The organism is Buttiauxella sp. A111 (assembly GCF_014189855.1).
Taxonomy (GTDB): domain Bacteria; phylum Pseudomonadota; class Gammaproteobacteria; order Enterobacterales; family Enterobacteriaceae; genus Buttiauxella; species Buttiauxella selenatireducens.
In genome coordinates, this window is record NZ_BJFN01000001.1 from 923971 (window position 1) to 937336 (window position 13366).

The window sequence follows — 13366 nt, forward strand, 5'->3', positions numbered from 1 at the left end:
AGTTGAATACCCCTATTGAAGCGTTCTGTGATGCACTTTTCTCTGACATAATGTCCGACATATTTTTTCCCCGCGCCGCTGGAGCTTTTCATGGAATTTACCGCCGGACTTATCCCGCTTGAAACCGCAATGGAACAGATGCTGTCGCGTATTGTTCCTGTCACCGAATCTGAATCTATCCCTTTGCTGAAGGCTGCTGGGCGCATTACGTCGCACCCTGTCACGTCGCCGATCGATGTCCCGGGTTTTGATAATTCAGCAATGGATGGTTACGCGGTTCGCCTGAAAGATTTAGCACTGGGCGTGGCTCTGTCAGTGGCGGGAAAAGCGTTTGCCGGACAACCCTTCGCAGGGGTTTGGCCCGAAGGCACCTGTATTCGCATCATGACAGGCGCGCCTGTACCCGCAGGCACTGATGCCGTGGTTATGCAGGAAGAAACCACCGTCACCGAAAGCGGCGTACGCTTTAACGAAGCAGTAAAAAACGGGCAAAACGTTCGTCTGCGTGGGGAAGATATTCGTCAGGGTGCCAGCGTGTTACCTGCCGGGAAAAAACTCACCGCCGCTGAGTTGCCGCTGATTGCCTCACTGGGCATCGCCGACGTCGCCGTGTTACGCAAAGTCCGCGCTGCGGTATTTTCGACGGGTGATGAATTGCAACTGCCGGGCACCCCACTTGGCGAAGGGCAAATTTACGATACCAACCGTCTGGCGGTGCATATCATGCTCGAGCAGTTGGGCTGTGAGGTCATCGACTTAGGTATTATTCGTGATGATCCTGAAACCCTACGTGCTGCGTTTGTTGAGGCAGACAGTCAGGCCGATGTGGTGATCAGCAGCGGCGGCGTTTCCGTTGGCGAGGCTGATTACACCAAACAATTGCTGGAAGAACTCGGAGAAGTCGGTTTCTGGAAACTGGCAATCAAACCGGGTAAACCCTTTGCTTTTGGACGTCTGAACAATAGCTGGTTCTGCGGCCTGCCGGGCAATCCGGTTTCTGCGGCACTGACTTTCTATCAACTGGTTCAGCCGTTATTAGCGAAATTAAGCGGCCAGCAAGATAATGCCCTGCCGCCACGCCAGCGTGCGCGTACGGTTGGCAGACTGAAAAAATCCCCGGGCCGCCTCGACTTCCAGCGTGGGATTATGCGTACTGGCGCTGATGGGCAATTAGAAGTGTTGAGCACCGGTCATCAGGGTTCACATATTTTCAGCTCATTTAGCCAGGCCAACTGTTTTATCGTCCTGGAGCGCGAACGCGGTAACGTTGATGCGGGCGACTGGGTCGACGTTGAGCCATTCAATCATCTGTTTGGGGGCTAACCATGCACGCTGAACTTAGCGATCAGGAAATGCTGCGCTACAACCGGCAGATTATTTTGCGCGGTTTTGATTTTGACGGCCAGGAAGCGTTGAAGGCAGCGCGTGTTTTGATTGTTGGGCTCGGCGGTCTCGGTTGTGGAGCCGCGCCGTATCTGGCTGCGGCGGGTGTCGGGCATCTTACGTTGTTAGATTTTGATACCGTGGCGCTGTCCAATTTGCAGCGCCAGACACTTCACCATGACGCCACTGTTGGGCAGCCGAAAGTGGATTCAGCTAAAGCTGCGTTGGCGGCGATCAATCCGCATATTCAGATTGAAACGATCAATGCGCTACTTGATGAGGCGCAACTGCTGGAGCTTATCTCCAGCCACGATCTGGTGATGGATTGCACCGATAACGTGGCGATCCGCAACCAGCTCAATCAGTGCTGCTTTACGATGAAAAAACCGCTGGTTTCGGGTGCGGCAATTCGTATGGAAGGGCAAATCAGCGTCTTCACTTATCAGGATGGTGAACCCTGTTATCGTTGCCTGAGCCGTCTGTTCGGTGAAAACGCGCTGACCTGCGTGGAGGCTGGCGTCATGGCACCGCTCGTGGGTGTAATCGGTTCATTGCAGGCGATGGAAGCCATCAAACTGCTGGCACATTACGGCACACCTGCCGCGGGCAAAATCGTGATGTACGATGCGATGACCTGCCAGTTCCGCGAGATGAAACTGCCACGCAATCCGCAATGTGAAGTATGCGGGTCTCACTCGTCATAAAGCCCCACGCTACTGACCGCCGTATGGCTTTTGTTTGGGCGAATGCGGCGCACTGAATCACGCACCATCAGCGTACCGTTTAGCAGTAAATTCCCAACGGGTGCATCCGGGCGGATTAAGCGTTGCTGGAGAATATGCACCGCTTCTTCGCCCAACTGGTCACGTGGAACATGCACCGATGTCAGCGGCACATCGTGGATCGCCGCCAGGTTAAAGCCGTCGATACTCATGACTGAAATATCATGCGGCACACGCAATCCTGCATTTTGCAGCGCACTTACCGCCCCAGCCGCCATAAAATCCCCTCCCACCAGCAACGCTGTTGGCAACAAATGACGGGGAGTTGCAGCCAGAAAATCGCTGATTAATTTTTCACTCTCTTTGGCGCTAAAACTTTGAGCGGTAATCAGATGGCGCGAATCATCAAATTGCAGATTATTGGCGTCCCAGGCATCGCGTATCCCTGCAAGACGCAACTCCATGGTGTAACGCCGCAAGCACAGCAAGGTAACAACCTCTTTATGTCCCTGCTCAAACAGATAACTCGCGGCAAAGTCGCCAATTAACTGATGATCCGGTGCAACACCTGGCAGGCGCATTTTGCGATCCCGACAGTTAATCAACACGCAAGGTTTACCGAGATCCACCGCCAGATCGTGAATATGGGGATCGTCAATTCCCAGCAAGATCGCGGCTTCCGTTTCCACCTCATTCATTTTGTTCAGGAACATATTTGCGTCACTGTCGTTCTCTTCGAGTGCACAGTAACGCAGCCGAACTTCATGGGGTAAGAGCGCCTTGGTCAGCCCCTGAATCACACGATAATAAAAGACATCAGACCGCTCATCAAAAGCGCGTTGAGGAGCAAAAACGACCAAACTATTAAGCAGCATGCGCCCGGCAGCCATGCCCTCAAGCACCCCTTTTTGCCCGGCGCAATTCAGAACCTGCTGCCGGGCGTGTTCGCTGGTGTTCGATTTTCCCGCCAGCACACGTGAAACCGTGCTGATTGAAAGCCCTGTTTCGGCAGCAATTTCGGCGATTTTTAGCTTTTTACTCATTTTGTGATCTGCGCCCATTTCGGCCATGAAAAAATTTTCATACCAAAGTGTATGGCTTAATGGCTGAGCTTTTCGTTATCGAACGCACGATTTTCGCTTACATATGAAAATTTTTTCACCAAAGTCGCTACCTGGCATTTTCTGACTGTTTTACGCTCTTTCCATCGCCGTATCTGAACCTGCACATCTACGGCAGTACGTTATAAAAATAATTATTAATCAATTAGATAAATACATTCCAGCTACAAGGTAGTAGCAACTATTCCGAAAGATAGCGAATCCAGGTGGAGAACAAAATGAGTCAAAGCATAAATCCAGGTGCAACTGCCGTTAAGGCCAAACGCACCGTCCGTAACCTGCGTTGGTGGGTTCTGGTGCTGTTCTTACTAGGCGTTACTGTTAACTACATTACCCGCAACTCGTTAGGTATTTTGGCCCCGGAGCTTAAATCCAGTCTGGGTATTACCACTGAACAATATTCATGGATTGTCGCCTCATTCCAGCTTGCCTATACCCTCTTCCAACCAATTTGCGGCTGGCTGATTGATGTGATTGGCCTCAAGCTGGGCTTCCTGATTTGCGCAGGGATTTGGGCGGTGGTGTGTATCATGCACGCTGGAGCCGGTAGCTGGCTGCATTTGGCTATTTTGCGCTTCTTTATGGGTGGCGCGGAAGCCGCAGCAACCCCCGCTAACGCCAAAACGATTGGCGAATGGTTCCCGAAAAAAGAACGCCCTATTGCCGCAGGCTGGGCTGGCGTTGGCTTCTCGATTGGTGCCATGCTCGCACCGCCAATCGTCTATTTCGCCCATGCCTCCTTCGGCTGGCAGGGCGCGTTCATGTTTACCGGTGTGCTGGCCATGTTATGGGTCATTTTGTGGTGGGTGTTCTATCACAACCCGGAACAACACCCGAACCTCAGCAAAGAAGAATTGGAATTCATCAAACAGGATAACGAGCCTGCTGCGGTGAAACTGCCTTTCCTGACTGCACTGAAAACCGTCGGTAAAAACAAGCGTTTCTACGGTATCGCTATTCCGGCTTTTATGGCCGAACCGGCCTGGGCGGTGCTGAGCTTCTGGGTTCCGCTGTACCTGGCAAATGAACGCGGTATGGATCTCAAACAAATTGCCATGTTCGCCTGGCTGCCGTTCCTCGCCGCTGATCTCGGCAGCGTAGCTAGTGGCTATCTGACTAAGGTTTATACCCGCTGGTTTGGCTGCTCACGTACCAACTCCATCGTGGCAAGTTCAGTGACGGGGGCTTTCCTGATGATTTCCCTGGCACTGGTTGCCATCACCAAAGACCCGTATGTCACCATTGCGCTGATTTCTGTTGGTGGCTTCGGGCACCAGATTATCTCCTGCATGTTGAGCGCCCTGGTTGTGGACTCCTTCGACAAAGGCCAGATGGCGACGGTTAACGGTATGCGTGGTTCCGCAGCCTGGATAGCCAGCTTCTTGTTCTCACTGTTGATTGGTGTAACCGCCGACAAAATTGGCTACAACCCCCTGTTTATCGCCATGGGCTTCTTTGACCTGATTGGCGCTGTATTCCTGGTTTCTTTTATTGCTGAACGCCGCACTAAGCGCGCCTGATAGATGGATTGTGAACGATGAAAACCCTGAAAAATTGGACACTGTTAAAATCTGATGCCAACCACGTTGAGTTAAGCGTGGATGGGAAGCATCGCCTGAATGTGTTCGTGCTGGAGCAAGGCATGTTCCGCGTGCTGATTAAACGCGAAAACAAACTGGCGTTAAACCGCACCTGGAGTATCGCACCAGAAAATGATGTGCCATGGGAAGGCCGCGACCGTGAAAGTCTGCAAGGTTTCGCCCTGCCAGGTTTCACGGTAGAAGAGCTTGATGAAACCCTGCGCATCAGCACCGATAAGCTGCGCGTAACTGTCCACCAGCCGCTGTGGCTGGAGTGGGAATATCTCAATGAGGCTTCTGAGTGGCAATTGCTGGCAAGTGACCGCCCAACCAGCGCTTATCTGTTGAATGCCCATGGCGACGGCGTCGCGCATTATCAGCGTCGATATAAAGATGAACGCTATTACGGCCTGGGCGAGAAAGCTGGCCCACTTCAGCGTACCGGTAAGCGCTATGAAATGCGTAACCTGGATGCGATGGGCTACAACGCGCAGTCCACTGACCCGCTGTACAAGCATATTCCATTCACCATTACGCGCCGTCCGGACGTGAGTTTCGGGATGTTTTACGACAACCTGAGCAACTGCTGGCTGGATTTAGGCAACGAAATTGACAACTATCACCAGCCCTATCGCCGCTGGCAGGCAGAATCTGGCGACGTCGATTACTACTTATTCCTCGGCCCTCAGGTTTTAGACGTCACCAAAGCGTTTGTGCGTTTGACCGGTAAAACGCTGTTTGGCCCAAAATGGAGCCTCGGTTACAGCGGTTCAACCATGCATTACACCGATGCACCGGACGCGCAAAACCAGCTGATGAGTTTTATTCGTCTGTGCAACGAACATGCAATTCCTTGCGATTCGTTCCAGCTGTCATCGGGTTACACGTCGATTAACAACAAGCGTTACGTGTTTAACTGGAACTACGACAAAGTGCCGCAGCCGAAGGTGATGAGCCAGGCGTTCCTTGATGCTGGGATCAAACTTGCGGCAAATATCAAGCCGTGCCTGTTGCAGGATCATCCGCGCTATTCAGAAGTGGCAGAAAACGGGCTGTTTATTAAGGATTCCGAGCAAGACAGTCCAGAGCGTTCAAGCTTCTGGGATGATGAAGGATCGCATCTTGATTTCACCAATCCTGAAACGGTGAAATGGTGGAAAAATGGCGTCACCACGCAGCTGCTGGAGATGGGCATCGGCTCAACGTGGAATGACAATAACGAGTTTGAAGTGTGGGATGGTGAAGCGCGCTGCCACGGTTTTGGCGAAGAGATTGCCATTAAAAATATCCGCCCGGTGATGCCGCTGCTGATGATGCGTGCCTCGCTCGAAGCCCAGCAGACCTTTGCGCCAGAAAAACGGCCGTATCTGATTTCTCGTTCCGGTTGCGCCGGGATGCAGCGTTATGTGCAGACCTGGAGCGGCGATAACCGTACCAACTGGAATACTCTGCGCTACAACACTCGCATGGGCGTGGGCATGAGCTTATCTGGTTTGTATAACGTGGGGCACGATGTCGGCGGTTTCTCTGGCGATAAACCGGATGCCGAACTGTTTGTGCGCTGGGTACAAAACGGCGTGATGCATCCGCGTTTCACTATCCATTCATGGAACGACGATCAGACGGTGAATGAACCGTGGATGTACGCAAGTGTGACTCCCGCCATTCGCAGCGCGATTGAAACGCGCTATCGCCTGCTGCCGTATTTCTACACTCTGTTGTGGCAGGCGCATGCGGATGATGAACCGATGCTGCGCTCCACTTTCCTCGACCATGAGCACGACGAAAAAACGTTCGAGGAGTGCGACGACTTCATGCTGGGCCGCGATTTGCTGGTCGCAAGTGTGGTCGAAGAGGGTCAACGTCAGCGTGAAGTGTGGCTGCCTGAAAACGGCGCGGGTTGGTACGACTACTACACCGGCCAATGGTATAGCGGCGGCCAGACGATTGTGGTTGATGCGCCACTGGAGCGCTTGCCGCTACTGGTACGCGCAGGTGCAGCCCTGCCGCACAGTGCTCGCATTACGCATGTGGATGCAAAAGCGGATAGTGTGCGCGAGCTGAAGGTGTATCCGCTGCAAGGAACTGGCGTTTCACACGGTAGCCTGTTTGAAGATGACGGCGAATCATGGGGATACCAGCAAGGCAATGCGCTGTGGCTAAACTGGGAAATTCGCTGCACGGCGGATGAGATTCAGGTGGTGTTTAGCCGTAAAGGTGATTATCTACCGGCCTGGAAAGAGATGAAGTTGACGCTGCCTGCAGGGGAGAAACGCCGTTTGGTCGTTGATGGGAAAGAGCAGGATTGCTTCGTGCTGTAGTCAATGTTTTGCCCTCACCCTCTCCCCCAGGAGAGGGGATCGACGGTTTTCTCCCTCTCCCTTGAGGGAGAGGGCCGGGGTGAGGGGCTTTCTAAAACTTAACCGTCAATGCCTTTACTACGCAGGTAATCTTCATACCCACCGGTAAAGTCAATCACGCGCTCAGGCGTAATCTCAATCACACGCGTAGCCAGCGAGCTCACAAATTCACGGTCATGAGAAACGAAGATCAACGTACCAGGGTACATTTCCAGCGCCATGTTCAGCGACTCGATAGATTCCATATCCAGGTGGTTTGTTGGTTCATCCATGACCAGAACGTTTGGACGCTCCATCATTAACTTACCAAACAACATACGGCCCTTTTCACCACCGGACAGCACCTTCGCAGGCTTTTTAATATCGTCCTGGCTGAACAGCAAACGACCCAGGATGCTGCGCACCGCTTGCTCGTCGTCACCTTCTTGCATCCACTGGCTCATCCAGTCGAACACGGTCAGATTGTTTTCAAACTCGTACTCGTGATCCTGCGCGTAGTAACCGATCTGTACGTTCTCAGACCATTTCACCGTACCAGCATCTGGAGTATGTTCGCCCACCAACGTTTTAAGCAGGGTAGATTTACCCACGCCGTTCGTCCCGAGGATAGCGAGTTTTTCACCCACTTCCAGCAGCATGTTGACGCCTTTGAACAGCGGGCCGTCATCAAAACCTTTCGCCAGCCCTTCAACTTCCAGAGCATTACGGAACAGTTTCTTGTCTTGCTCGAAGCGAATGAACGGGTTCTGACGGCTTGAAGCTTTCACTTCATCAAGCTTGATTTTATCAATCTGACGAGCACGAGAAGTTGCCTGGCGAGATTTCGATGCGTTGGCGCTAAAGCGGCTAACGAAGGATTGCAGGTCAGCAATCTGCGCTTTTTTCTTCGCGTTGTCAGACAACAGACGCTCACGAGCCTGAGTCGCAGCCGTCATGTATTCATCGTAGTTACCCGGATACACGCGCAGTTCACCGTAGTCCAGATCCGCCATGTGCGTACAAACCATGTTCAGGAAGTGACGGTCGTGCGAGATGATGATCATGGTGCTGTTGCGCTCGTTGAGCACAGTTTCCAGCCAACGGATGGTGTCGATGTCCAGGTTGTTCGTCGGTTCATCGAGCAGCAGAATATCAGGGTTTGAGAACAGCGCCTGCGCCAGCAATACGCGGAGTTTCCAGCCTGGAGCAACTTCGCTCATCGGGCCGTAATGCTGTTCTACAGGAATGCCGACGCCTAAGAGCAGTTCGCCCGCACGTGCTTCAGCGGTATAACCATCCATTTCGCCGTACAGAACTTCCAGATCAGCAACTTTGTAGCCATCTTCTTCGCTCATCTCTGGCAGCGCATAAATACGGTCGCGCTCTTCTTTCACTTCCCAGAGTTCTGCGTGGCCCATGATCACCGTGTCGAGTACGGTGAATTTTTCAAAGGCGAACTGATCCTGGCGCAGTTTACCGATGCGCTCGTTCGGATCGAGCGATACGTTGCCAAGCGTTGGCTCTAAATCGCCACCGAGGATCTTCATAAAGGTAGACTTGCCGCTACCGTTGGCGCCGATCAAGCCGTAACGGTTGCCGCCGCCAAATTTGACAGAAATATTTTCAAACAGCGGCTTACTGCCGAACTGCATTGTGACGTTACTGGAAACTAGCACAGAGATGTCCTGGTAAAAGAATTATTTAAGATGTGAGATCGGGCACATTATGCCATAACTCAACGTGCAGATCGCTCTGCTTATGCATTGGTCACAAAATAATCAACGCGGAAAAAAATGTGATTTAATCCACATCTGATTTCCCAGGTCGAGCGAATGCACATATAATGCGCGGCTAAACCGCTCCGTTTCTTCACTAACTAGCCTGCATGGCCATAAATACTTCGCATACCATGAATATGAAACTACGCACTATTTTACTGGCATTTGTGGCTGTCGTGTCTTTTAGCAAAACAGCTTCTGCCGTGACCTATCCTCTGCCTACTGATGGCAGCCGCTTGATTGGTCAAAACCAGGTTGTCACCATTCCTGAAGGTAGCACCGCACCGCTGGAAGAATTCGCCGCACGTTACCAGATGGGCCTTTCCAACATGTTGGAAGCCAACCCTGGGGTTGACCCGTACTTGCCAAAAGCGGGCACTATCCTGAACATTCCTCAGCAGTTGATTCTGCCGGACACCGTTCATGAAGGTATTGTCATCAACAGTGCTGAGATGCGTCTCTACTATTACCCTGCTGGCACCAACACGGTTATCGTGCTGCCAATCGGTATCGGCCAGTTGGGTAAAGACACCCCAATGAACTGGACGACAAAAGTAGAACGTAAGAAAGCAGGCCCAACCTGGACGCCAACGGCGAAAATGCATGCGGAATATGTTGCTGCCGGTACGCCACTGCCAGCCGTTGTTCCAGCAGGCCCAGACAACCCTATGGGTCTGTATGCGCTGTATATTGGTCGTCTGTACGCGATTCACGGCACCAATGCGAACTTTGGTATCGGCCTGCGCGTGAGCCACGGTTGTGTGCGTCTGCGTAACGAAGACATTAAGTTCCTGTTCGAAAAAGTGCCGGTCGGTACTCGTGTTCAGTTCATCAACGAACCGGTTAAAGCCACCGTTGAGCCAGATGGTACGCGCTACATCGAAGTGCATAACCCACTGTCTACGACCGAAGCGCAGTTTAACTCTCGTGAAATTGTTCCGATCACGCTGAAAAACAACGTGACAGCAATCACTGCTCAGCCAGACGTTGACAGCACCGTATTGGATCAAGCTATTCAGAGCCGTTCCGGTATGCCGGTACGCCTGAACTAAGCGAAGATTATCCTTTTGAAAAGCGGCCCTCGGGCCGCTTTTTTTATACCTGTAAAATGCAGTGCTGTGATATTGCCCAAAGCTTTCTGGAACGTTCCAATCTGGAATGTTTGGTATGCTAATAATTCATGATGTGACCGGTAGCACATTTTTGAGTTTAATTGTATGATGAATGCGTTTCCTAAAAGGTAATCACTATGCGTAACTCATTTACCGCAATATGGCAGTACCTGCGGGCATTTATCTTAATTTACATATGCTTATATGCAGGCATTGCTATTTCATCACTGCTTCCTATTACTATTCCCGGCAGTATTATTGGCATGCTAATTCTGTTTATTTTGCTATCACTGCAAATCGTCCCTGCCAAATGGGTTAAGCCCGGTTGTCAGTTATTGATTCGTAATATGGCGCTGTTGTTTGTGCCGATTGGCGTAGGCGTAATGCAATATGTCGATGTGATAAAGCAGCAATTTGGCCCTGTGGTCGTGTCATGTTTAATCAGTACGTTGGTGGTGTTAGTGGTCGTGAGTTGGTGTTCCCATTTAATTCATGGCGAACGTAAAGTAGTGGGTGAATGCGAGAGTGATAAAAAATGATGCATCATATTTGGTGGTCTTTACCCTTAACACTGGTGACTTTTTTCCTCGCCCGCCAGGTCGCTGTACATTATAAATCGCCGATCCTGAATCCGCTTCTGATATCCATGATTGTGATAATTCCAATCCTGGTATTCACCCGTACGCCTTACGAACATTATTTCGAAGGCAGTAAAATATTGAATGACTTGCTGCAACCCGCGGTTGTTGCTCTCGCCTTCCCGCTTTACGAACAGCTTCATCAGATCCGCGCACGTTGGAAATCAATTATCACTATCTGCTTTATTGGCAGCATAGTGGCGATGATTACCGGTACTTCTGTGGCACTGCTGATGGGCGCAACCCCACAAATTGCCGCATCAATCCTGCCTAAATCAGTCACAACACCAATTGCCATGGCCGTCGGCGGCAGCATTGGCGGTATTCCGGCAATTAGCGCGGTTTGCGTGATCTTCGTCGGTATTCTGGGTGCCGTGTTTGGTCATACGTTGTTAAATCTGATGCGTATTACAACTAAATCGTCGCGAGGATTAGCGATGGGGGCTGCTTCCCACGCCCTGGGCACCGCTCGTTGCGCGGAAGTGGATTTCCAGGAAGGTGCGTTTAGCTCATTGGCACTTGTGATTTGCGGCATCATCACGTCACTGATTGCCCCGTTCCTGTTCCCTGTTATTTTGTCGGTTGTAGGTTAAAACTTGCGAGAGATCGCGCATTTTCATTCTTTATTTCATATGTTGCATTTGTAATTAGATAAAGATCACATATAAAGCCTATACAGACCCGTAAACTGTCGATCAATAAAGACAGCTCAATTACTTGTTATGAGGCTCGATCAATGCGCTCACGTTTTCAGGCAGCTCTCGCACAACTCCCGGCTTCACTGCAAGCCGCACTGCAACCTTTGCTTACTGATGCTCATTTCCCGGCAATGTTTAGTGCTTCAGAAGTCGAATCACTGAAAGCTCAGACCGGGCTGGATGACGATGCATTGGCTTTTGCATTATTGCCACTCGCCGCTTCATGTGCCCGTGCTGATTTATCAAAGTTCTACGTGGGCGCCGTTGCTCGCGGTGTAAGCGGTAATCTTTATTTTGGTGGCAATATGGAGTTTCCGGGCACCACCATGCAGCAGACCGTTCATGCCGAGCAGAGCGCAATTACTCACGCGTGGATGCGCGGTGAAAAAGCACTTTCCGCCATTACCGTTAACTACACGCCGTGTGGCCACTGCCGCCAGTTTATGAATGAACTGAATAGCGGCGTGACACTGCGCATTAATTTGCCAGGCCGTAATCCTGCCACCCTCGGCGATTATCTGCCTGATGCATTTGGCCCACGTGATTTAGAAATCAAAACCCTGTTACTTGATGAAATGGATCATGGCTTTGCATCGCAAGGCGATGAATTGAGCCAGGCAGCCATTGCGGCAGCAAACCGTAGCCATGCGCCGTACAGCAATGCACCATCAGGTGTTGCGCTGGAAATGCGTGACGGAACGATTTTCAAAGGCAGCTATGCAGAAAATGCGGCATTCAACCCCTCCCTGCCGCCACTACAAGCAGCGCTTAATCTGTTAAGTCTGTCGGGTTACGACTATAACGATATTCAGCGTGCCATCCTTGCTGAAAAAGCTGAAGCACCACTGACACAGTGGGATGCCACCGCTGCCACGCTCAAAGCGCTGGGCTGCATGAATTTCGATCGTACACTGCTAAATTAATAAGTGCGTTGCGGGCGCGAAACCGCCCGCAACGCTGGTATACCCAATGGATTTCGAGTTGCAGGAAGGCGGCAAGTGAAAGAGTCCCAATGAGCTTACTTGAGTAAGTGATTTGGGCGATTGAACGCAGCCAACGCACATGCAGCTTGAAAGACGACGGGTATACTCTTGCTCTTCACCACCAGGTAAAGTAGCCTTGGAATAAATTCCCTCCCTTTATTGAGCCGCAAGTCCATGTTGAAGCGCGTGTTTTATAGCCTGTTGGTCATAATCGGATTGGCTGTGGTAGCTGCGCTTTGTCTTGACCGCTGGATAAGCTGGAAAACCGCACCTTATGTCTACGACGATTTACAAGATTTACCGTATCGCCAGGTCGGTGTAGTGCTCGGAACCGCCAAGTATTACCGGACGGGTGTGATTAACCAGTACTATCAATATCGTATCCAGGGTGCGTTAAATGCTTATAACAGCGGTAAAGTGAACTACCTGCTGTTAAGTGGCGATAATGCGCTACAGAGTTACAACGAACCCATGACCATGCGTAAAGATTTGATTGCCGGTGGTGTTGACCCGGCCGATATCGTGCTGGATTACGCCGGATTTCGAACTCTGGACTCCATCGTTCGTACCCGCAAGGTCTTTGATACCAACGATTTCATCATTATCACTCAGCGTTTCCATTGCGAACGTGCGCTGTTTATCGCCCTGCATATGGGGATCCAGGCGCAGTGTTATGCCGTTCCTTCACCGAAAAATATGATGACTGTGCGTGTTCGCGAGTTTGGCGCTCGTTTAGGGGCACTGGCGGATTTGTACATATTCAAGCGTGAACCGCGTTTTCTTGGGCCTCTGGTGCCGATCCCTGCAATGCATGAAGTACCGGAAGATGCGCAAGCTTATCCGGCAGTGACGCCCGAGCAATTGCTCGAATTGCAGAAAGAAGAGAAGAAATAAAAAAGCCTTCCAGATCGGAAGGCTATCAATCTATACCCAAAATAATTCGAGTTGCAGGCAGGCGGCAAACTCAGGAATCCCCAGGAGCTTACTTGAGTAAGTGACTGGGGTGAGTGAG

General features: G+C 51.3%; 11 protein-coding genes. 9 read left to right on the forward strand and 2 right to left on the reverse strand.

The window, feature by feature from the left end; translation table 11 throughout:
- Positions 1-90 precede the first annotated feature (90 nt).
- Entirely contained in the window at positions 91-1323 is a 1233-nt protein-coding gene (gene moeA / locus BSPA111_RS04125) for a molybdopterin molybdotransferase MoeA (protein ID WP_183269911.1), read from the forward strand.
- Between the two features lie 2 nt (positions 1324-1325).
- On the forward strand, positions 1326-2087 hold the full coding sequence (gene moeB, locus BSPA111_RS04130) for a molybdopterin-synthase adenylyltransferase MoeB (RefSeq protein WP_183269912.1): 762 nt from the start codon (positions 1326-1328) through the stop codon (positions 2085-2087).
- On the opposite strand, the gene BSPA111_RS04135 is transcribed toward moeB, so the two are convergent.
- Entirely contained in the window at positions 2075-3148 is a 1074-nt protein-coding gene (locus BSPA111_RS04135) for a LacI family DNA-binding transcriptional regulator (protein ID WP_183269913.1), read from the reverse strand. The two genes, moeB and BSPA111_RS04135, sit on opposite strands and share 13 nt — an antisense overlap.
- A gap of 296 nt (positions 3149-3444) precedes the next feature.
- On the opposite strand from BSPA111_RS04135, the gene BSPA111_RS04140 reads away from it, so the two are divergent.
- Together BSPA111_RS04140 and BSPA111_RS04145 are read left to right on the forward strand one after the other, a co-directional pair.
- On the forward strand, positions 3445-4746 hold the full coding sequence (locus BSPA111_RS04140; protein WP_183269914.1) for an MFS transporter: 1302 nt from the start codon (positions 3445-3447) through the stop codon (positions 4744-4746).
- 17 nt (positions 4747-4763) lie between these two features.
- On the forward strand, positions 4764-7127 hold the full coding sequence (locus BSPA111_RS04145; RefSeq protein ID WP_183269915.1) for a TIM-barrel domain-containing protein: 2364 nt from the start codon (positions 4764-4766) through the stop codon (positions 7125-7127).
- 98 nt (positions 7128-7225) lie between these two features.
- Here BSPA111_RS04145 and BSPA111_RS04150 read toward each other — a convergent pair whose 3' ends face one another.
- A complete protein-coding gene (locus BSPA111_RS04150) occupies positions 7226-8821 on the reverse strand; it encodes an ABC-F family ATPase (RefSeq protein ID WP_183269916.1) in 1596 nt (531 codons plus the stop codon).
- Positions 8822-9054: 233 nt separating this feature from the next.
- On the opposite strand from BSPA111_RS04150, the gene ldtB reads away from it, so the two are divergent.
- The 5 genes from ldtB (at position 9055) to sanA (ending at position 13248) form a co-directional block, all read left to right on the forward strand.
- A complete protein-coding gene (gene ldtB, locus BSPA111_RS04155) occupies positions 9055-9975 on the forward strand; it encodes a L,D-transpeptidase (protein ID WP_183269917.1) in 921 nt (306 codons plus the stop codon).
- 197 nt (positions 9976-10172) lie between these two features.
- Positions 10173-10574, forward strand: coding sequence for a CidA/LrgA family protein (locus tag BSPA111_RS04160; protein ID WP_183269918.1), 402 nt, complete (start codon positions 10173-10175; stop codon positions 10572-10574).
- Complete coding sequence (locus BSPA111_RS04165) at positions 10571-11266, forward strand: CidB/LrgB family autolysis modulator (RefSeq protein WP_183269919.1); 696 nt, start codon at positions 10571-10573, stop codon at positions 11264-11266. Before BSPA111_RS04160 ends, BSPA111_RS04165 begins: the two co-directional genes overlap by 4 nt.
- Before the next feature lie 143 nt (positions 11267-11409).
- Positions 11410-12294, forward strand: coding sequence for a cytidine deaminase (gene cdd / locus BSPA111_RS04170; protein ID WP_183269920.1), 885 nt, complete (start codon positions 11410-11412; stop codon positions 12292-12294).
- Between the two features lie 234 nt (positions 12295-12528).
- Positions 12529-13248 carry an outer membrane permeability protein SanA gene (gene sanA / locus BSPA111_RS04175; RefSeq protein WP_183269921.1) on the forward strand — a complete coding sequence of 240 codons (720 nt, stop codon included), beginning with the start codon at positions 12529-12531 and terminating at the stop codon, positions 13246-13248.
- The last annotated feature ends 118 nt before the right edge of the window (positions 13249-13366 follow it).

Excerpts from the sequence above, each read along its gene's own strand:
- moeA (WP_183269911.1), top strand. The coding sequence starts at position 91 with ATGGAATTTACCGCCGGACTTATCCCGCTTGAAACCGCAATGGAACAG.
- moeB (WP_183269912.1), top strand. The coding sequence starts at position 1,326 with ATGCACGCTGAACTTAGCGATCAGGAAATGCTGCGCTACAACCGGCAG.
- BSPA111_RS04135 (WP_183269913.1), bottom strand. The coding sequence starts at position 3,148 with ATGAGTAAAAAGCTAAAAATCGCCGAAATTGCTGCCGAAACAGGGCTT.
- BSPA111_RS04140 (WP_183269914.1), top strand. The coding sequence starts at position 3,445 with ATGAGTCAAAGCATAAATCCAGGTGCAACTGCCGTTAAGGCCAAACGC.
- BSPA111_RS04145 (WP_183269915.1), top strand. The coding sequence starts at position 4,764 with ATGAAAACCCTGAAAAATTGGACACTGTTAAAATCTGATGCCAACCAC.
- ldtB (WP_183269917.1), top strand. The coding sequence starts at position 9,055 with ATGAATATGAAACTACGCACTATTTTACTGGCATTTGTGGCTGTCGTG.
- BSPA111_RS04160 (WP_183269918.1), top strand. The coding sequence starts at position 10,173 with ATGCGTAACTCATTTACCGCAATATGGCAGTACCTGCGGGCATTTATC.
- BSPA111_RS04165 (WP_183269919.1), top strand. The coding sequence starts at position 10,571 with ATGATGCATCATATTTGGTGGTCTTTACCCTTAACACTGGTGACTTTT.
- cdd (WP_183269920.1), top strand. The coding sequence starts at position 11,410 with ATGCGCTCACGTTTTCAGGCAGCTCTCGCACAACTCCCGGCTTCACTG.
- sanA (WP_183269921.1), top strand. The coding sequence starts at position 12,529 with ATGTTGAAGCGCGTGTTTTATAGCCTGTTGGTCATAATCGGATTGGCT.